The sequence below is a fragment of the Enterococcus sp. LJL99 genome, from assembly GCF_054871725.1.
This window is the reverse complement of record NZ_JBTXLT010000007.1, coordinates 90,563-117,058: the sequence shown is the minus strand read 5'-3', so window position 1 is coordinate 117,058 and position 26,496 is coordinate 90,563. Positions and strand designations below refer to the sequence as shown.

Annotated in this window: 23 protein-coding genes; 21 read left to right on the top strand and 2 right to left on the bottom strand. The window is 33.1% G+C overall.

Features of this window, described 5'->3' with window-relative positions:
- Positions 1-320 precede the first annotated feature (320 nt).
- From ACYSNW_RS11935 to ACYSNW_RS11835, 21 genes are all read left to right on the top strand, one after another.
- Positions 321-1,232 carry an ABC transporter permease gene (locus ACYSNW_RS11935; RefSeq protein ID WP_461744744.1) on the top strand — a complete coding sequence of 304 codons (912 nt, stop codon included), beginning with the start codon at positions 321-323 and terminating at the stop codon, positions 1,230-1,232.
- 12 nt (positions 1,233-1,244) lie between these two features.
- Positions 1,245-2,126: a carbohydrate ABC transporter permease gene (locus ACYSNW_RS11930; protein WP_461744742.1), complete on the top strand. Its 882-nt coding sequence runs from the start codon at positions 1,245-1,247 to the stop codon at positions 2,124-2,126.
- A 13-nt stretch (positions 2,127-2,139) separates the two neighbouring features.
- Positions 2,140-3,744, top strand: a complete 1,605-nt coding sequence (locus ACYSNW_RS11925; protein ID WP_461744740.1) for a type 2 periplasmic-binding domain-containing protein — start codon at positions 2,140-2,142, stop codon at positions 3,742-3,744.
- A gap of 67 nt (positions 3,745-3,811) precedes the next feature.
- Positions 3,812-4,414, top strand: coding sequence for a DUF624 domain-containing protein (locus tag ACYSNW_RS11920; RefSeq protein ID WP_461744739.1), 603 nt, complete (start codon positions 3,812-3,814; stop codon positions 4,412-4,414).
- A gap of 4 nt (positions 4,415-4,418) precedes the next feature.
- Positions 4,419-5,315, top strand: a complete 897-nt coding sequence (locus ACYSNW_RS11915) for an acetylxylan esterase (protein WP_461744892.1) — start codon at positions 4,419-4,421, stop codon at positions 5,313-5,315.
- Between the two features lie 5 nt (positions 5,316-5,320).
- Positions 5,321-6,085, top strand: a complete 765-nt coding sequence (locus tag ACYSNW_RS11910) for an endonuclease/exonuclease/phosphatase family protein (protein WP_461744738.1) — start codon at positions 5,321-5,323, stop codon at positions 6,083-6,085.
- Between the two features lie 14 nt (positions 6,086-6,099).
- Entirely contained in the window at positions 6,100-8,250 is a 2,151-nt protein-coding gene (gene bglX / locus ACYSNW_RS11905) for a beta-glucosidase BglX (RefSeq protein ID WP_461744737.1), read from the top strand.
- Positions 8,251-8,266: 16 nt separating this feature from the next.
- Positions 8,267-11,572 carry a GH36-type glycosyl hydrolase domain-containing protein gene (locus ACYSNW_RS11900; protein ID WP_461744735.1) on the top strand — a complete coding sequence of 1,102 codons (3,306 nt, stop codon included), beginning with the start codon at positions 8,267-8,269 and terminating at the stop codon, positions 11,570-11,572.
- Positions 11,573-11,585: 13 nt separating this feature from the next.
- Positions 11,586-12,560, top strand: a complete 975-nt coding sequence (locus ACYSNW_RS11895; protein WP_461744734.1) for a LacI family DNA-binding transcriptional regulator — start codon at positions 11,586-11,588, stop codon at positions 12,558-12,560.
- The gene (locus ACYSNW_RS11890) at positions 12,560-13,309 is read left to right on the top strand and encodes an alpha/beta hydrolase (RefSeq protein ID WP_461744732.1); all 750 of its coding nucleotides are present in this window, start codon (positions 12,560-12,562) and stop codon (positions 13,307-13,309) included. Before ACYSNW_RS11895 ends, ACYSNW_RS11890 begins: the two co-directional genes overlap by 1 nt.
- Positions 13,310-13,580: 271 nt before the next feature.
- Positions 13,581-14,096, top strand: coding sequence for an RNA polymerase sigma factor (locus ACYSNW_RS11885; RefSeq protein WP_461744730.1), 516 nt, complete (start codon positions 13,581-13,583; stop codon positions 14,094-14,096).
- Positions 14,096-15,154, top strand: a complete 1,059-nt coding sequence (locus ACYSNW_RS11880) for a DUF4179 domain-containing protein (RefSeq protein ID WP_461744729.1) — start codon at positions 14,096-14,098, stop codon at positions 15,152-15,154. The genes ACYSNW_RS11885 and ACYSNW_RS11880 overlap by 1 nt, the downstream gene beginning before the upstream one ends.
- 671 nt (positions 15,155-15,825) lie before the next feature.
- Entirely contained in the window at positions 15,826-16,188 is a 363-nt protein-coding gene (locus tag ACYSNW_RS11875; RefSeq protein ID WP_461744727.1) for a YybH family protein, read from the top strand.
- Between the two features lie 1,875 nt (positions 16,189-18,063).
- Entirely contained in the window at positions 18,064-18,204 is a 141-nt protein-coding gene (locus tag ACYSNW_RS11870; protein WP_461744726.1) for a hypothetical protein, read from the top strand.
- 176 nt (positions 18,205-18,380) lie between these two features.
- Positions 18,381-18,665: a hypothetical protein gene (locus ACYSNW_RS11865; RefSeq protein ID WP_461744724.1), complete on the top strand. Its 285-nt coding sequence runs from the start codon at positions 18,381-18,383 to the stop codon at positions 18,663-18,665.
- A gap of 116 nt (positions 18,666-18,781) precedes the next feature.
- The gene (locus tag ACYSNW_RS11860) at positions 18,782-19,243 is read left to right on the top strand and encodes a hypothetical protein (protein ID WP_461744722.1); all 462 of its coding nucleotides are present in this window, start codon (positions 18,782-18,784) and stop codon (positions 19,241-19,243) included.
- Positions 19,244-19,408: 165 nt separating this feature from the next.
- Positions 19,409-19,636 (top strand): LPXTG cell wall anchor domain-containing protein, encoded by a 228-nt coding sequence (locus ACYSNW_RS11855; RefSeq protein WP_461744720.1) that lies wholly within the window; start codon positions 19,409-19,411, stop codon positions 19,634-19,636.
- 255 nt (positions 19,637-19,891) lie between these two features.
- A complete protein-coding gene (locus ACYSNW_RS11850; RefSeq protein ID WP_461744718.1) occupies positions 19,892-20,344 on the top strand; it encodes a GNAT family N-acetyltransferase in 453 nt (150 codons plus the stop codon).
- A gap of 1,073 nt (positions 20,345-21,417) precedes the next feature.
- Positions 21,418-22,197 (top strand): MurR/RpiR family transcriptional regulator, encoded by a 780-nt coding sequence (locus ACYSNW_RS11845; protein WP_461744717.1) that lies wholly within the window; start codon positions 21,418-21,420, stop codon positions 22,195-22,197.
- Positions 22,198-22,293: 96 nt separating this feature from the next.
- Entirely contained in the window at positions 22,294-23,673 is a 1,380-nt protein-coding gene (locus ACYSNW_RS11840) for a PTS transporter subunit EIIC (protein WP_461744716.1), read from the top strand.
- A gap of 6 nt (positions 23,674-23,679) precedes the next feature.
- On the top strand, positions 23,680-25,140 hold the full coding sequence (locus tag ACYSNW_RS11835; RefSeq protein ID WP_461744715.1) for a glycoside hydrolase family 1 protein: 1,461 nt from the start codon (positions 23,680-23,682) through the stop codon (positions 25,138-25,140).
- Positions 25,141-25,254: 114 nt separating this feature from the next.
- On the opposite strand, the gene ACYSNW_RS11830 is transcribed toward ACYSNW_RS11835, so the two are convergent.
- Both ACYSNW_RS11830 and ACYSNW_RS11825 read right to left on the bottom strand, forming a co-directional pair.
- Complete coding sequence (locus ACYSNW_RS11830; RefSeq protein ID WP_461744714.1) at positions 25,255-25,539, bottom strand: bacteriocin immunity protein; 285 nt, start codon at positions 25,537-25,539, stop codon at positions 25,255-25,257.
- A 104-nt stretch (positions 25,540-25,643) separates the two neighbouring features.
- Positions 25,644-25,955 carry a heavy metal-binding domain-containing protein gene (locus ACYSNW_RS11825; RefSeq protein WP_461744713.1) on the bottom strand — a complete coding sequence of 104 codons (312 nt, stop codon included), beginning with the start codon at positions 25,953-25,955 and terminating at the stop codon, positions 25,644-25,646.
- Positions 25,956-26,496 lie beyond the last annotated feature (541 nt).

Below are 26,496 nucleotides of genomic sequence, written 5' to 3'. Positions count from 1 at the left end.
GCTTAGTAGGTATTTTTTTATTCGACTAATTAGATATAAATTAAGTGATTGATTTTTTCTGTTTCCTGAAAGTCCGTTTTTCACTTGATTTATAAGGAATTTTTTTTAAATCAGTGCAATTTAATAGAAACGTTTTTATTAATGGTTTACTTTATTCTTGCCTTTTTTTGGGATAAATGGTGAAATAATTTAAAGAAAACGCTTGCTTTTTGCTTTACTCGCATGTATAATCGTTTTTGTAGAAACGTTTCACTGAATCGGTTTTTGAAAGGAGATAACTAAACAATGGTTAAAACACCTGATAGAGAGGGATTTTGTATATGAAAAAGCTAAAAGAAATTTATGAGCAAAGGCAGCTTCATTGGATGGTTTTGCCAGGTGTCGCATTTATGATTGTTTTTAATTATATTCCCATTTATGGCATTATTATTGCTTTTAAAAATTATACAGTTGTTGATACGATTTCAACAGCTCCATGGGTTGGATTAGAAAATTTTCGCATTATATGGCAAGATAGTTTCTTTTGGGAAGCGGTACGTAACACCTTAGCTATTAGTTTGATGAAATTATTTTTAGGTTTTTCTATCCCTATCATTTTAGCTATTATGATTTTTGAGATGAATGATGGTAAATTGAAGAAATTTATCCAAACAGTTTCTTATATTCCTCATTTTCTGTCTTGGATCGTTTTAGGTGGGATGTTGATTTCTTGGTTGTCAACCAACGGTTTTTTTAATCAATTATTAATGTCGGTTGGTTTAATGGAAAAAGGAACCAATCATTTGCTTGAAGCGAATCAATATTGGTGGATTGCAGTACTTTCGGATCTTTGGAAAGAAGTCGGTTGGGGAACGATCCTTTACTTAGCAGGGATGTCACGAATCGATCCGACTTTTTACGAAGCTGCAAGAATGGATGGAGCAAGTAAATTGACACAAATTCGTTCAATTACAATACCATTATTGACTCCGATTATTTCGTTGAATTTAATCTTGAATGTTAGTGGTATTTTAGGTTCAAATTTGGATCAAACATTAGTATTGATGAATTCTCAGAATCAAAATAAATCAGAAGTTATCAATTCATTTGTATACAAGATGGGGATTACGCAAGGAGATTTCTCTTATGCTACAGCAGTTGGTCTAGGAGTTGCGGTCATTTCAGTCATTCTACTGGTTATAACAGATCGTGTAACTAGAAAAATGAATAATGGGAATTCGGTTATCTTATAGGAGGAGATTTAAGTGATAAAAAGGAAAACGCAAGAAAATAGATGGTTTTATTTTTTTAATACACTTATTTTGATTCTATTTTCATTATTGATTATTATTCCAATTTGGAATATTTTAGTTTCATCGGTTTCGTCAGGTTCTGGGCTAGCTGAAAATGGCTTGGTCTTGTGGCCAAAGGGGTTCACTTTAGAAAACTATCGTAAAGTTCTTTCAGATGAAAGTATTCCAAGAGCGTTTATGATTTCAGTTTTAAAAACAGTTATTGGTGCATTGACTCATACATTGTTCTGTGCCGTTGTGGCATATGGCTTAAGTAAGTCTCGTCTGATTGGTCGAAATATTTATACAACACTAGGCGTTATTACTATGTATTTCAGTGGTGGGATGATCCCTACTTACTTACTGATCAAATCATTAGGTTTGTTAGACTCATTCTGGGTATATATTATTCCAGCACTATTCAGTTATTATGATGTCGTTATTCTAATGAATTTCTTCCGTGAGGTACCTCCTTCATTAGAGGAATCAGCAAAAATCGACGGAGCAAGTGAGTTACAAATTTTTTCTAAAATTTTCTTACCACTAACAAAACCAGCTTTAGCAACAATCATTTTGTTTAACGGAGTTGGTCAATGGAATGATTTCATGACAACAAAATTATATATCACAAAACAATCTCTCTATCCATTGCAAATGAAAATATATGAAATCATTGTTCAGTCTAATCTAAGTTCAATGACAGAAAGTGGTAGTACCGATTATGTGGTACAAGCCACAACACGAGGTGTTCAACTAGCGACGATTGTTATTACGACAGTACCGATTTTAATTATTTATCCATTATTACAAAAACACTTTATCGGCGGTATGATGGCCGGTGCAGTAAAAGAATAGAAAGAGGGATATCATGAAAAAATTAGTAGGCGGTTTATTGGCAGCAACAGCAATTTTTAGTTTGGCAGCATGTGGTGGTTCGAAAGATTCGGCAAAATCAGATTTTTCAATCAAAGATCGTTATGAATTAGATGCAAAAACACCAGCATGGAAGCTTGATACTAAGAAAGAAACAACTAAGATTAAGTGGTATATCAATTCTCCATGGACGACCTTACCTTTTGGTAAAGACGAAACAACAGCTAAAATCAAAAAAGATTTAAATATCGATGTTGAGTTTATTTCAGGAGATGATTCAAAATTAAACGCATTGATTTCTAGTGGTGATATGCCAGACATCGTCACTCTAACTGACAAAACAAGTCAAGCGGCTGTCAAAGCGGATACTTGGGCTTATTCACTGAATGATTTAGCAAAAGATTATGATCCTTATTTATTAGATGTAGTAACTGAAGGAACATTTAAATGGTTTGAACTTGAAGATGGCAAAACATATGGTTATCCTAATTATTCAAATACAGAAGCAGATTACGAAAGTGGAAATGTCCCAGTAAATGATAACTTTGTTATTCGTGAAGACGTTTATGAAGCACTTGGTAAACCAGATGTTTCTACACAAGAAAATTTTGTTAAAGTTATGAAGCAAATCAAAGAAAAATATCCTGATTTGACACCAATGGGCTTTACAACAGTTAGTGAAGGAGCTCCTTCTGGTCCTTTCTCTGATAAATTACAAGATTTCCTAGGTGTTCCATTAGAAGATAAAGATGGCAAATTTTACGATCGTACGTTAGATGATGAATATATTTCTTGGTTAAAAACGTTCAATCAAGTGTATCGTGATGGCAATATGAGTGACGATAGCTTTACAGATGATGGTCCAACTTATGATGAAAAAGTAAAACAAGGACAATATGCAACGATTTTAGTTTCTGGTACAAGTGGTCAAGGTGGTAATTTTACTGAATTTACTAAAAACACTGGCTCACGCTATATCGCTATTGATGGACCTGCAAGTACATCTGGACGTGAAGCAACAATGAATGCAACAGGGATTTCAGGTTGGTTGATTAATTATGTCAGTAAAAATGCTACTGATCCAGCTAAAGTGACACAATTATTCACTTACTTGATCGATGAAGAAGGACAAATTTTAACTAAATTTGGTATTGAAGGCGTTACGTATGAATATAATAAGGATGGGAAAATCGATTACCTCGAGTCTGTTAAGGAAATGGAAAAAAATGACAACGATGCGTACAACAAAAAGTATGGTATTAGTCGCTTCAATTACTTTAATAATGACCGCGTCAATGAATTAAAAGTTAAAACTGAAACATCATTAACTCAACCACAAGAGTGGGGTGAAGGGAAATTATATCCTCATTTTGTTATTGAAAATACAGATCCAGATGCTGGTACAGCAGAAGCTCGTTCAAATACAGCGATTAAGACAAAACGTGATGGAACAATCATTTCCTTGATTCGTTCAAAAGATGAAAAAGCATTCGACTCAACACTTTCTGATTTTGAAAAATTCTTAGACTCAAACAAATGGGATGACGTAAAAGATGTTAAAACTGAAAAAATGGCTGAAAACCGTAAAAAACTTGAGTAATCATCTATAGAAAGGAAGGGAAGAGGAAAGAGAATGTAACAATGATCTTTCCTCTTTTAAAATTATTATGAATAAACTATTTTCTTATGAAGGTTGGTACTATCGTGTCTTTTCATTTATGGCAGATCTAATTATTTTGAGTTTCTTGTTTTTAGTGCCTGCATTAACGATTATTATGAGTGGTCCTGCTTTGATTGCTCTTTACCAAACAATCGATCAACTATATAAAGAAAAAGATATCCCTATTTGGCGGAGCTATTCTCAGACTTTTATTGCCAATATCAAACGTGGTTTACTTTTAGAAGGTCTTATTATTGGCTATAGTGCAGGTATCGGTTTATTCATTTTTGGATTAATGTCAGTCACGTCTTACTTTAGTATCCTAGTTGTGATTTTAACAAGTTTGGCTGCGTTATTTCTAACTGTTTTTATTGTATTATTTTGCTTATTTTCTGCTTCAATCAAAGAAACAGCACATGAAACAATGTACGCATTATTAAGCAATACAGCGAATGCAATTATTCTATTGACTATTCCACTTTTAGTTTTTGTTGTACTGAATAAGGTCAATATTTTCTTGTTTCTGTGTCTAGGTGTTTCAGGTTTTGTCTTATTGCAAGTCATATTTTTTAACAAAGTATTAGCAAAGGACCAAGAAAATAATGAGTGAAGCAATGATGAATATGATTACTTATTGGCAAAAGGTAAAAAAAGAAATCAATCAGATTCCACTTGAATTCTCAAGAAAAAAAATAAATTATCCAATGAATGAAGTGGACGTTTATACGATTCAATTTCAAAGTTTATATAATGAAACTATTTTTGGCTATTTATTATTACCAAAAGGGAAGTGCAATCTCCCTATCGTGATCGACTATCTCGGTTATATGAATGCGATTCAAGAACCGTTTCATTTTGCTCATTGGACGGCGGTCGGTTGTGGTTGTTTAGTGATCGACAATCGGGATCAAGGCGGTCGAACGAAAGATTCTCATCCTTATGAAACAACTGATCATAAAGCACCGTTTGGCAGAGGGATCTTAAAAAAAGAAGATTTTTATATGAAACGTCTGCTTTCTGATAGTTTGCGAGCAGTGGAAGTTGTCAATAGATTGCCAGAGATCGATCAACAACGAGTTATTCTCAGAGGTGGTTCGCAAGGTGGAGGAATTGCTTTATTAGTCAATGCGTTGACTGACTATCCAATTTTTGCGACATTTGCAGATGTTCCCAGTCATTCAAATATTCCCCATCGAATCAAAATGAAAACCGGTAGTTATCATGTAATTCAGGAATATATTGAACAATTTCCTGAGAAAAAAGTAGAAGTTCTTAAAGCGATGGCTTATTTTGATCTTAAAAATATTGCACAGGAAGTTACAGGACCTATTTTTACTTCTGTAGGAAGCAAAGATACTGTCTGCCCGATGGAAGATTTTCTTGTAAGTTATAAGCAGATTTCTGGAGCTAAGCAATTGATGATTTATTTAAATAAAGGTCATGGTGGAGGCGAAGGAAAGCAAATCCGCAGAGAAATGGGAATGATTCAAAAATTGTTACAAGGGAGTTAGAAAAGATGAAAATCGCCACCTATAATTTGCGTGTTGATACAGATTACGACCAGGATTGGCAGTGGAAGTATCGCGCAGATAAAGTTTTGGCTTTGATTAACTATCATGATTGGGACCTATTTGGTGTTCAAGAAATCCGTCCTACACAGGTAGCTGATTTGACTACATTAACAAAATATACATCACTGACAGTTGAACGTGATGGAGATGGCCAGGGTGAAGGGATTGGAATTTATTTCAAGCCAACGATTTTTTCACTAATAGAATCAGGTTCTTTTTGGCTATCATTGACACCAGAGGAACCTAGTATTCATCCAGAAGCAGAGTATTCTCGCCTTTGTCTATGGGCAATTTTAAAAAATCAGCAAGGACAAACGTTCTTGATTATCAACACTCATTTGGATAATGTTTCAGAAACAGCCCGTTATGAAGGCATGAAAGTAATCATTGATCGTTTAGCAGAAAAAATTACTTCTCATCCAACGATTCTGATGGGCGATTTGAATGCTGAACCAAATGAACGGATTCATCCGTATCTCGAAAAATTATTTGTGAATGTAAAAGAACATTCTCAAGAAGGTCATTACGGACCCAAAGGCTCATATCAGAATTTTGATTATACGATGGCTTGGGATCAATTAGAAGAAATTGATTATCTCTATACTAAAGGATTTTTTACACAAAAAACTAGTTGTTTAACGGATTCTTGTGACGGACGTTTTCCTTCCGATCATTTTCCGTTGGAAGCTGAATTACTAATTGAAGAATAAAGGTGGATTTTTTAATGGAAGCGAAGAAATTAAATGAATTATTAGAACAAATGACAATCGATGAAAAAATAGGTCAGCTACTTCAATTAGCGGCAGAATTTTATTCTGAAAAAGCCGAAGAAAAGACAGGTCCCATGTCAAATCTAGGATTAACGCATGAAGATATCAATAATGCTGGAACAACATTGGGAATTTCGGGTGCAAAAGAAGCGATTCGTGTACAAAAAGAATATATGGAAAATAATCGTTTAGGAATACCAACGATTTTAATGGCGGATATCATTCATGGTTTCCGTACGATTTTCCCGATTCCTTTAGGATTAGGTAGTTCATGGGATATAGAAGTTGCTGAAAAAGTAGCTGAAGTTTCGGCAAAAGAAGCAGCCGTTTCTGGTTTACATGTAACCTTTTCACCAATGGTCGATTTAGTTCGTGATCCTCGTTGGGGACGCGTGATGGAATCAACAGGAGAAGATCCATTTTTAAACAGTCGTTTTGCGGAAGCTTTTGTAAAAGGGTATCAAGGAGATGATTTACAAAATGATTTCTTCCGTGTAGCCGCTTGTGTGAAGCATTTTGCTGCATATGGCGCAGCGATTGGTGGTCGTGATTACAATACAGTAAATATGTCAGAAAGACAATTACGTGATAGCTATTTACCAGGATACAAAGCAGCATTAGATGCGGGAGCTAAATTGGTGATGACTTCATTTAATACCGTTGATGGAGTTCCAGCAACTGGAAATAAATGGTTGTTTAGAGATGTCTTAAGAAAAGAATTTGGCTTTGAAGGTGTCGTTATTTCTGACTGGGGTGCTGTGATTGAATTGATTGCTCATGGTGTGGCTGAAGATAAGAAACAAGCAGCTGAACTTGCCCTTAAAGCGGGTGTCGATATTGAAATGATGACAACTTGTTATACAGAAAACTTAAAAGAATTAATCGAAGAAAAAGTGATAGACGAAGCATTATTAGATGAAGCAGTTTTACGTATATTAACATTGAAAAATGATTTAGGTTTATTTGAAAATCCACATCGAGGAGCAGATGCTGCCTTAGAAAAAGAAGTTATTTTATCTAATGAACATCGTGAAGCGGCAAGAGACGTTGCGAGAAAGTCGATTGTCCTGTTGAAAAATGAAGACATTTTACCATTAGTGAAAACAGAAAAAGTAGCTATTATTGGGCCTGCAGCCAACTCAGATGATGTCTTAGGTGTTTGGTCTTGGCAAGGGAAAAAAGAAGAAGCTGTTTCATTAGTTGCTGGAGCAAAAGAGTTGAAAGCAGAATATGTAACAGGTAAAGAAGCATTTGATTATTTTGCACCAAGTCAAGCAGCCATCGACGAAGCTATTGCTTTAGCAAAAATAGTTGATAAAGTAGTCTTAGCATTAGGAGAAGAAGATTGGATGAGTGGTGAAGCTTCAAGCCGTAGTGATATCCGTTTACCGCAAGCACAATTAGATTTGTTTAAAGCAATTCATGAAGTCAACGATAATATTATTGTTACTTTATACAATGGTCGTCCGTTAGATTTACAAGGAATCGATGAAGCGAAAGCGATTGTTGAAGCTTGGTTCCCTGGAACAGAAGGTGGCGCTGCTTTAGCTGAAATTTTATATGGTGACTATAACCCAAGTGGTCGTTTAAGTATGTCATTCCCAGAAACAGTCGGACAAATTCCTGTTTACTATAACTATGACAATACAGGTAGACCCTATAAACCAGATCCAAACGAAAAATATGTAAGTAAATATTTAGATGTATCAAATTATGCCAAATATCCATTTGGTTTTGGGTTAAGCTATAGTACATTTGCATATACGGATTTTGTACTTGATACGAACGAATTAAAACCTGATGGAGCGATTCAAGTCTCTGTTACGATTGAAAACAAATCTGAGATAGCTGGAGAAGAAACTGTTCAACTGTATATTCGTGATAAAGTCGGCGAAGTGGTTCGTCCAGTTAAAGAATTAAAAGGCTTTAAAAAAGTCCGCTTAGCTGCACATGAGAAAAAGACAGTTAACTTTACAATTACGGAAGAACTTTTACGTTATGTTCATAGTGATCAAACATTTACAAGCGATAGCGGAATATTCGAAGTAATGGTTGGTTCAAGTAGTGTAGCTGTACAAACAGAAAACTTTAAATTAGTGAAATAGAGATAGGGAGATTTAGATGACTCATAAAAAACGAACATTTAAAAATAATGGAACGATTGTCTCGTTTTTAGAGACAGGAGACCTTTACGACATTCAAAATCAAGAAATAATGATCAATCAATTACACGGAAATGCCCTTGATGGTAGTTGTAACCAATTATATTTAAGAATCCATGATGAAAATGGCATTCACAGTACACCGATGATTGGTTCAAATTCGGCAAGTGCCTTCCATTCGAGTGACGAGCGCTTAGCTTGGCTAGGTGAATTTTTAGGTGTTTCCTATCAAGTGGACTTTCTATTGGCGCCTTCTGGTATTTGGTTCTGGCAAGTGAGCTTAAAAGGTTCTGGTCAAAAAGTAGATGTAATCTATGGACAAGATATCGGAAATGCAACGCAAGGTGCCGTTCAGGCGAATGAAGCTTATATGTCTCAATATGTGGATCATCACATCACCAAAGAAGATGGCACGATCGTTGTGTCTTCTAGACAAAATCAACCACAAAATGGAAAATTCCCGGTGGTTGAACAAGGAAGTTTAAATCATCTAGTTGGTTTTTCTACCGATGGGTATCAATTCTTTGGACGTGAATACAAAGAAACCAACCAACCGAAAGCACTGAGCCAAGAAACGTTAGCAAATGAAGTGTATCAATATGAATTTGCCTATATTGCTTTACAAACAGAGCAATATAATCTAACAGAGAAGGAAACAGTTGTGGTCTTCTATGGCGCAACAGTTGCCAATCAAGAATCAGTGATTAAAGCACCACTTGTTCCTAAAGCAGAAATTCAAAAAAGTTATGATGCGTTAAAATTCTCAGAATTATCTACTGAAAAAGTGGTAAGTACAAAACAATTAGGAGTGCCTTTAACAGGAAAATCGTTGACGGATGAAGAACGTAATTCATTATTTCCACAACAAAACTTAGTTGAAAAAGTGGCTGGTAAAGTGGTCTCGTTCTTTACAGATGATTATCACCATGTTGTGCTTAAAGAAAAAGAAGTTGCGATGGAACGTGCTCATGGTCATATTCTTTTAAGTGGAACAGATTTAACTGTTGATAAACCGTTGTTAAGTACAACTGTTTATATGTACGGATTATTCAATTCTCAAATCGTATTAGGAAATACGAGCATGAATAAATTAATGAGCAATAGTCGTAATTCATTGAATATTATGAAACAGTCTGGGCAACGAATTTATCTTAAAGAAGGAAACAAATGGCGAATTTTAACAATGCCATCTGCTTTTGAAATGGGATTAAACTCAGCGACATGGTATTACAAATTAGAGAATGATATAATCAAAGTTGTAACGTTTACATTGTGCGATACAAAAGAAATCCATACAGTTGTAACAAGTCAAAATGGGGTTAATTACACGTTTGCTATCACGAACCAATTAGTGATGAATGGCGAAGAAGAGAATCCAACCTATGAAATCAGTAAAGAAGCTGAATTAGTAACGGTAAAAGCAAACAATCGTTCTGTGATTCATGAAGAATATCCTGATTTGACCTATTATTTCTCATTAGATAAACCTTTTGAGATAACGGATGAGCGTCTATTCTTATCAAGCCAATCATCAGAAGTGTTAACAACGTTTGTGATTGAAGAACAAGCAGCATTTTCAATGCACATCCAAGGAACGCTAACTGGAGCAGCTTATCAAAATGTAGCAACAACACAAGAAGCTGAGAACAATCATTATGTGACGTATATTAATAGTTTACTGAATAATTTCCAATTAACACATGAAAAAGAATCAGTAGCTTCAATGAATGTCTTATCTCGTTGGTATACGCATAATATGTTAGTCCATTACTTGTCTCCACATGGATTGGAACAGTATGGCGGAGCTGCTTGGGGAACACGTGATGTTTCGCAAGGACCGACTGAATTCTTCTTTGCTGTAAATAAACCAGAGATTGTACGTTCAATCATTAAAAATGTTTATGCGAATCAGTTTGAAAATGATGGAAATTGGCCACAATGGTTTATGTTCGATCGTTATGAAAAACAAAAAGCGGATGAAAGTCACGGAGATGTGATTGTTTGGCCGATGAAAATTGTTGCCGATTATTTGGCTAAAACAAAAGACTTTAGTATTTTAGATGAAAAAATTCCTTATACTAATCGTGAAACATTCTTAAAAACGGATCAAACTTATACGTTATTTGATCATGTCAAAAAAGAGATTCAATTTATTGAAGATAACTTTTTGGAAGGAACTTACCTGTCTTGTTACAGTGATGGCGATTGGGATGATACGTTACAGCCATACGACAGTAAATTAAAAACCTACATGGCAAGTAGTTGGACCGTTGCATTGACTTATCAAGTGGTCAACAAATTAGCTAGTTTACTGAAAGAAGTAGATCAAGCATATGGTGATCATTTAGCTGAATTAGCGCAAAATATCAAAAAAGATTTTGAAAAATACATTTTATCTGGTGAAACGATTCCTGGTTTTGTTTATATGGAAGATACAGAACATGTGGAAAAAATGATTCATCCATCAGATCAAAAAACAGGGATTCAATATCGTTTATTACCGATGACTCGTAGTATGATTGCTGAATTATTGACGGCTGAACAAGTGGAGCATCATTATGCGATTATTAAAAAGCATTTACAATTCCCCGATGGCGTTCGTTTGATGAATCGTCCTGCGACTTATAATGGCGGTGTCAGCACAAACTTCAAACGTGCTGAACAAGCAGCAAACTTTGGTCGTGAGATTGGTTTACAATACGTACACGCGCATATTCGTTTTACTGAAGCGATGGCTAAAATAGGCAAAACGGATGAGACATGGCGCGCTTTGAATGTAATCAATCCGATTCAAATCAAAGAGCATGTTGATAATGCTGAAATTCGCCAAGCAAATGTGTATTTCAGTAGTTCAGACGGTGATTTTAAAACACGTTATGATGCGCAAGAGAACTTCGCTAAATTAAAAGATGGCAGTGTTGGGGTAAAAGGCGGCTGGCGTATTTATTCTAGCGGACCAGGAATCTATTTAAATCAATTATTAACAAATGTTCTAGGAATTCGTGAAGATTCTGAACGAGTAATTTTTGATCCAGTGTTACCAAGCGAGTTAGATGGCTTGGAAATGACATACCAGTTGGCGGGCAAAGATGTTCAGATGACCTTCCACTTAAATACGAATCAAGCTCAGATTGTCATTAATGGGAAAGAAGTATCTGTAGCACGTGAAGAAAATCCTTACCGATCTGGTGGCTTAATCGTTGCGCAAGAAGAATTAGTGAACATTTTAAATGAAAAGGAAAATAAATTAGAAATTTATTGTTAGGAGATGAGGGGACATGGTAGGAATTAAAGAAATTGCAAAAAGAGCAGGTGTATCAATCTCGACTGTTTCTTATGCATTGAATGGTAGTCCAAAAGTTACAGAAGCAACTAGAGAAAAAATACAAGCAATTGCCGATGAATTGGATTACGTTCCTAACATGGCTGCTCGGACGTTGAAACGAAAACAAACCAATATAATTGGTGTCTATCTCGCTGATTATGGCGGTAGTTTTTATGGCGAACTATTAGATGGAATCAAAAAGGGTTTAGAGATTCATGATTATGAAATGATCGTTTGTAGCGGGAATAAATCACATTTGTTTATTCCCGAACGAATGATTGATGGAGCGATTGTTTTAGATTGGACGTTTAAAAATAAAGAAATCAATCAATTTGCGGATCGTGGTCATTATTTAGTCATCTTAGATCGCTTGATTTCGCATCAAAATATTCGTAAAGTCTTATTAGACAATAAAGGCGGAGCAACATTAGCAATCGAAAAAGCAGTTGCTTGTAACACGAAAAAAATGTTTTTGATTTCAGGTCCAGAAAAAGGTTACGATAGTCAAGAACGATTGAAAGCAAGTACCAAAGAATTAGAACTTTTCGGGATTGATTACGAAGTTATTTCAGGAGATTTTACAGAACCATCTGGCTATCTGGCAGCGAAAGCAATTATGGAAAAACAACCGACGTTACCAGTCGATATTTTTGCACTGAATGATGAAATGGCGATTGGTGTCTATAAATATTTTAAAGAAACACCTTATGAAATAGGAAAAGACATTCGCTTAATCGGTTTTGATAATATTGAAATTAGTACTTTTGTGCAACCGAGATTAGCAACAATTTCTTATTCAAAACAACGTTGGGGAATGTTAGCTGCTGAAAAAATCATTCAATTGATCAACGGAGAAGAAACAGAAGATGAACACATATACACTAGCTTTATTGAGGGTGGATCGTTTTCTGAAAGGGATGGGATTTAATGACTATTGCACGAATGAGCTTTCGTTCGCAGGTATTAGGAAAAGGAACAAGTTTAAACATTTATTTACCAGAAAATATGACGAGAGATACACCTGTAATGTATTTACTTCATGGTTATTCCGATGATTGTAATGCTTGGTTAGATGCTACTTCTTTAGCGCGTTTTGCTGGAGATTATCCATTTATGATTGTTATGCCTCAAGTGGAGCTTAGCTATTATACCAACATGGCATATGGGGATGATTATTGGGATTTTATTGCGATTGAACTACCTCAAAGAATCAAAGAATGGTATGGAGTAAAAAGTGATCCTGCTAAAACATTTGTAGCAGGACTTTCAATGGGTGGCTATGGCGCCTTTAAGTGGGGCATGCAAGCGCCAGAGAAATTTCGAGCAGCTGCTTCGATGTCAGGTGCGTTAGATATTGTTTCTTTGTGGGAACGAGATCAAAGCCGAAACAAATCATTTGGACTTGTTTTTGGTGATATCGCTCATTTATCAGCGAGTACAGATAATCTTTTCCAACTATTTTCTGATAAATTAAAAACAGAACAGGCGCCTGCTTTCTTGCAAATTTGTGGAACAGAAGATTTTCTTTACGAAGATAATCAAACGTTTAAAAAGAAAGCAACCGATGCGTTGGCGAATTTCACATATGAAGAAGGACCCGGAGGACATACTTGGGAATTTTGGAATCAAGAAATTCAAAGAGTTTTAGCTTTTTTCGCAGAATTCCTTGAAAAATAGTTCATCGTTTAAATAATTGAAGGTTACAGAATTTGCGTTTCAAGTTCTTGTAATCTTCAATTATTTTTTTTTATTTTACTGAAGGGTTTATTTTTTCGTAAAAATAGTTTCTATTCTCACTGTTATAGTGGAGTAACTGGACGAAACAATAGTTCGGTTACAAAACAAGCCTATTTTATTCCAAACGAAAAATTTTTTTCTAACCATGCAACCAAAGGGCATTTTATTAACTCTAATATATGTAATACTAAAAAGGGATGGGGGTATAGAATTGTTAGACAATGTTTTGTTAGTGAAGCAAGCACAGCGGGGAAACCATGAAGCGTTTATTCAATTAATTCAATCTTATGAAAAAGTACTTTATAATATGGCTTATCGTTTTTTGCATAATGAACAAGATGTAGCAGATGTTTTGCAAGAAACGGTTTTAAGTGCTTATCAAAATATAGAAAAGGTGAAAAAACCTCAGTATTTTAATACTTGGATTGGTAAAATCTTGATTAATCAATGCAAAAAAATGATTGAAGTAAAAGAAAAAGAAGAAAGTAAGATACTTCGATCAGTCAAAGAAAATATAATATTCGAACAGTTTTCCATTAACCAAATGGTAAAAACAATGGATTCAATTTATCAGATACCGATTGTACTGTATTATTATGTTGGTTTTTCGGTCAAAGAAATTAGTGAAATACTTTGTGAGCCCGTAGGGACAATCAAATCAAGATTATTTAGGGGACGTGAATTATTGAAAAGGGAATATGATTATTTTGAAGGAGACGAAAAATAATGGAAAAATTTGAAGTGAAATTAAAAAAAGAGTTACAAAAAGAGCGGGAAATTTCTCATGAAAGTCGTCTAGCGCTTAACGAAGCTTATGGAAAAATAAATCAAATGAAAAGAAAACATAGAAAAAAACGAATTCTACCATGGCTAATTATTGCAGCTGTTATTTCTTTAGTTATAGCTTTCACTCCTATTAGTAACGCAATGAGTAATTTCTTTCGATTTGGTAAATTTACTTCTGAAAATTTAAAAGAACAAGGAGTCATTGTTGAACAAAATGTGGAATCAAAAAATCAAGAGTTGACAGTAAGCTTAAAAGAAGTTTACGCTACAAAAAATGAATTAGGTATCCATGTTCAAATTAAACTTCCTAAGAATTCGATTCTTCAAAGTAAAGAAGAAAGAGATTATTTAATGTATTTTGCAATAAAAAATGGAGATGGCACGTATCTAGCAGATTTTAAAACAAATTTATCAGAAAATAAAGAGATAGCTGCTTTTCCTCATGTGATCAGACCTACTTCTTATTTTGATAAAGAAGCAAATACAATCGATTTGGAATATGGGTTAGAGTATGAAGGGGAAAACTTACCCATATTAGAAAATGCAGTGATTGAAATCACTCAAATTCAGTCAATGAACAAGATACCTATCGATCCACAAGCAACAGGTGAGCAAGTTCTTGATTTTGATGTTCAATCTGTTTCAGGAGAATGGGAGTTACCGATTGAAACAAGTGATATAAAACAATTTAATGAGGTTTCTTTTTTACCAACAGATGATGAATGGAAAGGTAAAGTTGAAGGCACAGAGCTTCCGACGTCATTTATTGTGACGTTTAGTGAAGAAGAGGTGCCAGACATGAATCATAGAATTGATGAAAACTTTATTTCTGTAACGATAGATGGCAGAGAAGAACAATTTGTGAGTAAAATGTTCACGGATGTTACAAAAGATGGGAAGAATTATCATCAAATGACTTTTGATTATAACGCGTATAATATTACCGATAAAGTGACTATACATTTGGGAGCGACAGAAATAGTATTAGAAAAAAATTAAGTTACAGAGAGTGTCAAATTGAAGCGAAAGTATTAAGCTAAAAAAGTAGATACCGAGATTTTTATTGAATTATGTTGTTTGTTCTGTATTAGAAACTAAAATAAATGGGCTTATTTTTGAGAAAAATCGAACGGATAGTAGGCTATATTTTTGGCATATCACAAAAATCATTTTTTTGAGGAGGTTGTTATGCTAAAAATATACCGCTTAGGCAGTGAACTAAACCGTTTTGGAAAAATAGTTCTTCGATTTATATTACTCTGATAAAATAATCAAAAAGGAGGAGTAATAATGAGTAAAACGAGAGAAATTGTATCTTATTTAGTTATTATCTATGTATCTATTAGTGTGGCAAATCATGCATTAACATTATTACATAAATAGGATGTCAATGTTTGGATGAATCGAATTGTTTGTGTTGCTGTTGCTGCATTAGTAGGTGGCGTACTAGGCTACTTTTTATTACTTAAAAAGAACAGACGCTAGTTTAGTGATCTTTGATCAATTAAGGAGCTGGTTGATTTGTTCTTAGTTATGAACGTGAAAACGAAAATTGTATTGATACAACTTAAGTAAGTATCATGTTTTATTTCTTTAATTAAGCCGAAAAGGTAATCGAAAATTGATTGCCTTTTTTTATGTTAAAATAATAAATATTGGAGGAGATAAAAATGAAAGAGTATGAAAAAGCACTGATGTCTTATATCGAAGCAACAAATTCCCATAAGTTTGATAATGTAGAAAAATGCTTATCATCAAATGCTGTTTATTTTTTTTCAGATAAAAAATGCCAGAGCACAAAAGATATTCGCTCATACTTTGAAAATGCATGGAACATTATTGTGAATGAAAAGTATGAAGTGAGTGAGGTAGAATGGATAATTGTTACAGAAGAAGTAGCTACTTGTATCTATAATTATAAGTATTCAGGATTTATAGAAAATAAGTTTGTTGAAGGTGGAGGAAAAGCCACCAATATTTTTGTAAAAGAAAATTCGAATTGGTTACTTTTGCATGAACATTTAAGTAACTGATAATTTTTTTATCAAATAAAAGAAAACGAACCTAAGAAAATTTCGAATTATGGAGAGCTTTAGAGACAAAAATACACCAAGAAAAAGAAAAACAGCAGAGTTTGCAGCCTCTACTGTTGAAATGACGACTAAAACCATAAGAATCTTTATCAAATTGAAAGAAATTTCAAAAACTGTCTAGAAATTCTTACAAAAATTAGGTACAATAAAGAAGCTAGTGCTACGGCATTAGTAATCAGGCAACTTGGATAGAGAGGGTCTACTTTCTATTCAGGGCTTCATTTGCTAGGTGGTGCTAGTGAATGAAGTGCCTATTTATTTTTTCTTGACTGTTCGTTCATACAGTCAATTTCTTTTTCTCAGTGATTCTAGGATAGAAAACGATAGAAAACAAAAAAACGAGTACAGCTTTCTGCACTCGTTCACACAATAGGTATACTAAAGAAACTTCTTTTTTTCTGGTTTATGCTGGAAACGAGTAGAGAATTGATATGCACAAAAAGAAAATAGTTTCTTAAATATACTATTGGCATAATTGATAAGCAGGGTCTACTGTTAATCAAGACTTTATCCGTTGGTTGGTGACCAAACGCTAAAGCGCCAATGATTGATTTACTTGTTAAAAGAGGCGGATTCTTAATTACTTTAGAATGAAAGGAAAATCTGCTCTTTTGTTTGTTATTTCTATCCTATGGATATAAGTATACATAAAAAACGGACGATTAACAACAAAAAAACGACAATTAATCATTAAATAACAACAAAAAGTCGTTACTTATATATAAGATAAAATAACAAAAAAATTTAATTGAGAAGTAGGAAATAATCATGTTAAATGAAAAAGAAGGACAATGAATTTGCCATAAGTATAAGTATAAGTATAAGTAGTCTGTTTGGGATTAGTCTAGGAATGATTTTTGGACTATTCTTAGATAACTTGGCACTAGGATTACTGATAGGTATTGTATTAGATTTAAGTATCGGATTAATGATAGGTGTGTGTTTCAAAAAGGATGGTAAAGGTAGGGAACTATGAAAAAATGGTAACAAATGAAAAAATCAATTATTTAAGTTATATTGTTTGTTTTCTAGTTGGTACTATTGATAATTAGACTAACTAGATTCGTTTTCTCTTATGTGGTTTAGTTTATTATATTATTTCCTATTCAAAAACGATTAGTAAAAAAGAATGTTATTGTTATAAAGGTTGAAAAATATGATGTACAAGGGAAGCAAAGAAACTCTTTGATTACAACATGCACTCCCTTTCAGTCGAAAGACTGCCGGATAAGCGACACTCTATCATAAATTAATACAACGTGACTATGAACAAAATTTTTGATTGATATTGAATATCAAGAACGACAAATAAAAAGTTCCGATTTTTACTAAAAAGCTACTAAGAAAGGTGAAAGAAAATAAAGTTAAGTATGATATACTAATCAATGTAGAAAGTTTTAGGCAGTTGGCTAATTCCAAAAGAAATGGGGGGATGCCTTATGTTGATTTGTTGCTTTACTCCCAGAAAGGAATAAGTTTGACTGTTTATGAAGCATTGATGTTTGTGGCAGCATTCGCAACATTAGTTTTTCATATCAGTAGTAAGAACAACAAAAAATAGACTGTCTCAACTTTGGTAGGTTGACAATCTATTTTTTTAGATTATTAATTTAAAGTACCGCTTTGAACGGTTTACACAATAGAGGTATGTTAGCGCATATCTCTATTTTTGTTATCATTATAATATTTTTTTAATAAATTAGCGAACAAAATAAGTTGATTTATTAGGGCGGATTATATAATGAATTTAGCCACTTAGGAAAATAAAAACAATTAGTAATAGTAATGAATGTTAAAAATGAAAGGAAGGTAATTATGATACATATAACGGTAAGCACACAGGATTATCAAGTGTTAGAATTTTATAAAAAATATGGATTCAATGTTTTTGGAAAATTGATTAATGCCCTTTTTGATGGAACAACTAAATACTATTTTGAAAAGGTGTTAAGGTAATGACAAAAGCAATCTGTAAAGAAGAATTATAATGTGACAGTTCACAGAGATATACAAATGCTATCTTCAGTGAAGATAAAACAAAGCAAGAAGCTATTGAATACTTAATTAGCCAAGCTTATGCGATACAAGCAGAAAATACTTTTGGTAGTATTGCCTATTGCGCTAAAAAGTACATGCAACAACCAGAAATCAAGAGAAAAAGAAAGCGTAAATGGCAATTGAAACAAGACTACATTCAAGGGTATTTAATTGGTTTGGATAGTATTTTTAGAAAACAAGTAATAACCAATGGCTATGAATTAGCACTTCAACTACCTGAAGTTGTAGAGAATCATATAGAAGACTTGGGGCTTGTTACAGGAAAAGATACCTCTCACAAGATAAAAGACATCGAAGCTTATTATTCAGGATATCAAGAAGGTATGAAATTTAAGAACCATGATCAAATAAGTATTTAACGACGGTTTTTGATAATGGGAAAAAATTACAGATAGACTAAATCTTACTAACTAATTATATATGATATAATTAGTTAGTAAGAAATTTTAAAAAGGAGTCAGATTTAAATGAAAAAATGATTGGAACATTTGTACTTTTTTCATTTTTGTTAGTAGGTTGTACAAAAGGGTCTGTAACAAATTCGGAAGATTCTAGTAGTAAAGAGAAAGAATCTTCAACAAAAATATCTAGTTCAGAAAAAAAGAAGGACTCAACAACTTATAGTTCTACTTCAGAATCAACTATTACGTCGTCGTTTAAACAACAATCAAGCAATAGTGATGAAGAATCATTGCCAATAGAACAAAGCGAAGAGAGTGAATTAAGTTTAGAGGATTATTATTATAGTTTTATAAATGATGTTCGACAAAAACAAATTGACTATATAAATTCTATTGAAGATCCTCATGTGAAACAGTCTGTTCAATCTAGTCTTTCAGCGGCAATATCGGCTTCTAATGGTTTACGACTAGAACATCCTGAAGATGCAGAAATCATAGATAATGCGCTTCAAAGAGTACTTTATTACGAACAATAATTTAAAAAACTTTTTACGCTAATATGCGTAAAGAGTTTTTTTATTTCGATAATTTTTAGAAACATGAAAATATAGATAATCAACATTTTAAATAAAAGCAAGGTGTGCATTATGGGTATACCTCGATACACAAAAATAGAACGCTGCAATAGCAACTTTTAAAGTGTGTATTTAGCATGTATAATTAATGAAATTGGGGGTGTGCGTATATTTCCACAAACAGGTGAGGTTGTCATGAAGTGGCTACTATTTGTCGGTATAGCAATAATATTACTAGTATTTTTATTTGTGTTTGTCAATCGAAAAAAAGGTGATAAAGAAAAACCAACTACAATAGAGAATTTGAACACGACAGAAGAACTTAAAAATGAAGACAAAAATAACGAAGACTAAATCGTTCTACTTTAAAATTTCACAATCTTTTTGAGGTGAAAAATGAGGGATACCAGTGGGTGTTTAGGTAGGCCAATTGGAAATCACAAAGTAAGCCCACCAATCACTTGACTGGTGGGTACCTTTTTATAATCGGGATTATGTTAGCTAAGGAGTTAAATAACTAAGGGTTTGGTAGTTTTAAGATTAATACATTTCATAGTAAAACACTGATATAATTAATCTAGCAAAATGAGTAACTTAAAGGAGATAGACATGAAAATTGATAATTATAATAAAACTACGGATAGAGAAATGCTGTTAAAACTAGTCTCGAGACTTTCTTCAGTGACTCTTCCTGAAGGCGTCACTGAAGAAAGCTTTAAAGAAAAACAGGCATGTTTAATGGAAAAGGATTTAGAAAAAGAATCCAATACTATTCTAGTAGTAAAAGAAGGTCAAAATATTATTGCTTTTCTTCAGTTAGAACCCGATGTTGATTGGATTAGCGGAGAAAAATATGGCTACATTTCTAGGATTGTCGTTAGTGAGTCTGTGGAAGGAAAAGGACTGGGAAAAAAATTAATGACTTTAGCTGAAGAATGGGCAATAGAAAATGGCTATTTTGCAGTTGGTCTCAATGTATTCTCCCAAAATACTAGAGCACTTGGACTTTACGAAAGTATGGGGTACAAAACAGAAACACTAAAAATGATGAAAAGATTTTAGTATAAATTTTAAAAGTACGAGTGAACTACTACTTTCCATTACTGACGGAAATAAACTACTTGTTATAATGCGATTTATGTAAAGTAGATTAAAATTAACAATTCTATTGTATCATTATTTGAGGACTAATGTCCGACTTTAAAAGCGGAGAACTGCACCTACTTTTTGTAGGTGTCTTTCTTTTGACTAGAATTGCAGAATTGACTTTTTAAAAATTGTTAATTATCGATTATCTAAAACGAACGATAATGAATCATCAAAAGATTCATTATTTTTAATTGGAGTTCCATTTATACTTTTTTTAATTCTCATGTATGCTCCCTTTTTAGATAGTATCTTACAAAAAAAGTACATACTGGTAATTTTAATCACTTAATTGTATTATAGATTTAAATTGAAAGATAGCTTTTAGAAACAAAAAAATAGAGAAAAGTGAGGATATATAATGGCGATAAAACCTATAGATTTGAACAAAGCATATCGTCTTTTACAAGTGGGACCTACTACTATGATTTCGGCTAAAACATTGGAAAACAAGCATTTACACGACAACTAATTGAAAACAGTGGTTATTATGTAGTCAATATTCCAACTGCTAAACAGATGGAAACAGTCCTCTATGTCGGAGAGCATAGTGCTAAAAATATAGATAACAATACAGATAACAAGCTTAAAAATATTCTGATTTTTTTGATAAAAAATTTAAGCTTCCTTTAGTCGAGGGATGTGCAGGTTAGTTAATTTGGAAAATCATACCTAACGAACAAAATGAACAAGAACATGATTTATTCATGGGAGAAATTGTTGGGGCTTAGAGTGATGATAGAGTATTTAGTAATGGACACTGAATTTTTGATGATGCACCTGATGAATTGCGTACTGTACATTATGTATCAGGTGGTCAGTTTTACACAATAGGTAATGGTAAAAAATATGATCACGGACCCGGTATAGACTAGATGAAACTATTGCTTATATAATTTCATCTACTAATTAGTAGATCCTTATTAGGTTAAACTATTATCCTATGATTTTTTATTTAGCATTATATATAAATGATAAGGAGAAATACTATGAGCAATTTAAATAAATATGGGTTGTTAAATTCACTTTTAGGTATTATTAATAATTACGATGAAGACGATTCTAGGGTAATAATTGCAAAGTATTTTTTGAAACATTTTGATAAATTAGATGAAATTAATATTTTTGATGCCGCAGCTGAATGTTATGTTACTAGAACATCCATTCGACGCTTTGCTAAGTTTATTGGTTTTGATAACTTTCGCCATTTAAAAAAAGAACCTGAGCAATATAATTATTATATAAATTTCGATGAAAGAGATAGTTATCCTGACTATCTAGCAGATCAAATATCTGAAATGGCGATTAATCTAAAAAGTCAAAATAAAAAAGAAATTCATGATATTGCCAATGCTATGATAAATTCTCGAGAAATTGTTTTTTTAATATCTGATATTTATGGATCTAGATGTTTAGAATTCCAAAAAGAGATGATTTATTCGGGGAAAATGGTTCGAATCGTTGCTTACAATTTTTCTGAAAGTAAAATTCTTAAAAGAATAGAACCTAATGATTTGATAATAGTCATTTCTGTTTTAGGGAATTTTACGTATCAAGTAGCTGATTTGATTAACAGTATTGAATGCTCGAAAGCTATCATAACATCTATGGATGATGGGAACGTTTTAAAAGAGTATGATTTGGTTTTTCCTGTGGTAAAAGTAGGCAACCTAAATAGTAAAACAGTTTATCATACTTTAGCAATTGAATACTATTTAGATGTAATTTATCATGAATATAGAAATCAGTTAAGAAAAAAAGGGACATAAATTGCTCCTTTTTTTTATTTTGTATTTGTTAATATATAAATGAATTCGAATTTAAAATCTGCAGATAAAACAATACCTTAGCAAGGAGGTTTTTCTATGTTAAATACGGAATTAAGTAAAGAGATACTATCTGGTTTTGGTGGTCAAGAGAACATTCTATTTGCGACTCATTGTGCAACTCGACTACGTTTAACGATAAAAGACGAAAGTAAAGTCGACGAATCCTTGATAAAGAGGATAAAAGGAGTATTAGGACTAGTTAAAAATGAAAATGAGTATCAAGTAATTATTGGTACAAATGTGAGTGCTGTATATTTAGAATTTAGTAAGTTAGGCAACTTTGGACACAATGATACCTCTGGTAATAAAGCTGTTCAAAATGATGTACCTAATAAGAAAGAGAAAAAGAATTATTATTTGATTGCGACGGATTTCATTGCTGGAACAGTTTTACCATCTCTTCCAATTATTGTTGCCGGTGGGATGATGAGTGCTGTTTTGGTGATGTGTAGAACATTTTTTAACCTATCAACAGAAACCGGAACTTATATTGTGTTAAATTCAATATATACTGCAGCTTTTTCATTTTTACCAATTTTTATTGGCTATAATGCTGCTAAAAAGTTAACAATAAACCCAATGCTCGGTGCACTGCTTGGTGCTGTATTAGTTTCGCCAGATATCAATGGGGTAAATAATCTTGAATTTCTTGGTATACCCGTAACCACTGCGAATTACTCTAGTACTATTTTGCCAGTAATTTTTGGAGTCTTATTTATGGCTATTGTTTATAAACCTCTAGATAAATATATTCCGAAAGAAATAAAATTCTTTTTGGTGCCATTGTTAACAATGATTATCACTGTACCAGTGACGTTATTATTCTTAGCGCCTATTGGAACATGGTTAGGCCACTTGATTGGAATAGGTCTACTTTGGTTAAATACAAATCTTGGATGGCTATCGGTAGGAGTCATCGGGGCCGCATCTGCAGTTTTGGTTTTTACAGGAACAGGAACAGGGTTGTATGCAGCTATTTTCTTAGCTTTCTCAGAGAACGGTTTTGAAAATTTCATTATGCCAGGAATGCTGGCTGGTAACCTTGCTATTGGTGGCGCGGCAATTGCAGTAATGACGATGGTACGAGATAAAGATACGAAAGGCATGGCTTTTTCTTCGGGATTAACGGCGGTTTTCGGAATCACAGAACCAGCTATTTTTGGCGTGTTGATCCCGTATCAAAAACCTTTTATCAGTGCCGCAATCGGTGGTGGTATTGGCGGGCTATTCGCTGGATTCACACATGTAGCTGAATATGCATTTGTTTCACCAGGTGTGGCAAGTATAGTGGCATTTATTAATCCAGATGGTAGTCATACAAATTTGATAATGGCAATAGGTACTATGTTTATTGCTTTTGTGAGCGCTTTTATTGCGACTAAAATTATTGGAATAAATGAAAGAGTGGAGGACTAAACTAATATGAATACGAATAATTATGTATTTCCAGAAAATTTTTTATGGGGCGGAGCTACAGCAGCTACACAAGTAGAAGGTGCTTGGAATAAAGATGGAAAAGGAGCATCTGTGCTTGATCATTGTACGAATGGTGATCGAGAGCACCCTCGTTTAGTAACAGATACAATTGATACGGACAAATATTTTTATCCAAGTCATAAAGGTTGTATGGAATATGACCATTTTGAAGAAGATATTAAGCTATTTTCCGAAATGGGTTTTAAAACCTATCGCTTATCAATCAATTGGTCGCGCATTTTTCCAAATGGAGATGATGAGCAACCTAACCAAGCTGGTTTAGACTACTATAGAAAATTATTTGAAAAATGTATAGAGCATGATATTGAACCTACTGTTACAATGACTCATTATGATATTCCCTGGAACATTTGTGTTAAATATGGCGGATGGGCCAACAGAGAAGTAATTGATTTATTTTTGAAATATGCAGAAACTATTTTAACAGAATATAAAGGACTTGTTACTCGTTGGCTAACACATAACGAAATCAATTTCGGAACAATTTCATATGGTGAATTGATCACATCTGGAATCTTACCTAAGCATAGAAAAATTGTAATGCATGATCCATCTGCAACTACTGAAGATATAAACAGACGTTTCCAAGCGCTTCACAATGAATTTATCGCTAGTGCTAAGGTGGTTCAGTTAGCACATGAAATTGATTCAAAGAACGAAGTAGGCTGTATGATGTGTGGTTTTGCTTTTTACCCATTATCTTGTAAACCGGGAGACGTTGCTGCTGCTCAAAGAGACATGGAAATTTGGAATTACTATTGCATGGATGTAATGTGCAAAGGAAAATATCCATATTGGGCGAAACGTTATTGGAAAGACAATGATATCCATCTTTCCATTCCTGAGGAAGATCACAGAGTGCTTGAAAATGGGACTGTTGATTTTATTAGCTTCAGTTATTATCGTACAGATTGTTCAACAGATGAGTTAGAAAGACACGAAGGATCTACTGATTTTGGTATGCAAAATCCACTTTTGGAAGCAACAGAATGGGGATGGACAATTGATCCTGCCGGTTTGAGATGGCTGTTGAACGAATATTATGCACGGTATGAAAAACCATTAATGATTGTAGAAAATGGAATCGGTGCTTATGAAACGATGGAAGAGGATGGAACAATTCACGACACTCATCGAATCGAATATATGAGAGATCATTTTAAAGCAATGGCACAAGCTATCGAGGATGGTGTAGAATTAATTGGCTATGCTTGTTGGAGTGCTGTCGATATCGTTTCAGCAGGGACAGGAGAGTTTAAAAAACGTTATGGACTTATTTACGTAGATGCTGATGATTTAGGAAATGGCACTTATAATCGCTATAAAAAAGATTCTTTTTTCTGGTATAAAAAAGTTATTGCTTCAAATGGAAGCGACTTAGAATAGGTAATATAGTAAATCATTTGAAGTATGAGAGCAGTCAAAAAACGATTGCTCTCTTTTTATATTTAATAATCTATGCCAAAAACGATCGTTTTTGATAATTCGATTTGCTTAGACCTAATTGAATTGAGATAAGCTACCCAGGTCACCTCTATAGTTGTTATTCACATCAGCTGATTTAGCTATAGCACTTAATTCATTTATAATTTGATTTTGTTCCGCAGTAAATTTCCATTTTTCAGTTAGTGTTTTAAAATAAATAAAATTAGTTAATCTAGCTATCAATGATTCTTCATTTATTGATGTATCTAATTTTTTATATACTTTTAGTAGTACCTGTTTTAATTCTAAATAGTTACTTCCTTGATTATCTTTAAAACTATTATACAAATCAGCAATCAATTATTTTGTATCTTTCTTATTCATACTATCCCTCTTTTTCACCATTTTAAAAAATTTAGAAAAAATTTCTAAAAGGCAAAATCCTTTTAGGAATCTTTTTTTAGTTAAATAAACTTCACAGCTGTTCCGTAAGCAATAACCGACTGCATATCTGATTGAATAGTTCCCGAATCAAATCTCATCATAACAATTGCGTCAGCACCTAGTTCGTTTGCTTCAGATATTAACCTCTCAATAGCTGTATCTCGAGCTTCTCGTTGCATTTTTGTATAGGCTTTAATTTCTCCCCCAACTACACTTTTTAATCCTGCTCCTAAATCTTGAAGCATATTCCTTGAAATAGTTGTTAAACCAAAGACTTCAGAAATAATTTCATAGTTCTTTCCTGGTATAGATTCCGTAGTAGTTATTAACATTTAATCTCCTCTTTTCATAGAATAATTTTAGCATATAAAACGTTTATTGGAACTATTTGTTCATCTTTTTTTGATGAGATTCTTATTGTGTCTAACTCTAATACTTTATCTTCACTAATTACAATCGTTTTTCTTTTAAACGGAATAATATTTCTTAAGTTCATTCTTTCTGAACGCTTTTGATATTATCCGAGAATTCTAACTAAATAGTATTTTGTTGTTCATCAAAAAATGAATTACGTAATTTGCTAAAAACATTGAATCCATTTTTCCATAAAATTTTAAAGAATAATAATCTTGTGCACTTATAGTTAAATTCTTTATTTTTTCATCATTTGATATATTCTATAATTTTTCCAAGGGTATTTTCCTGTATACGACCTGTAATTCCACTAAATTGATTTTTTCTTTAAATCCTGCGAAAGTATCCTCTTTCTGTTTGTTTTTAGTACCTGTAATATTTTCTGGATAGTAATTAAGTAACTTATTTAAAAAGATCTTATTTCTTTTTATAGAATATTTCTTTATATTAACTATAGTA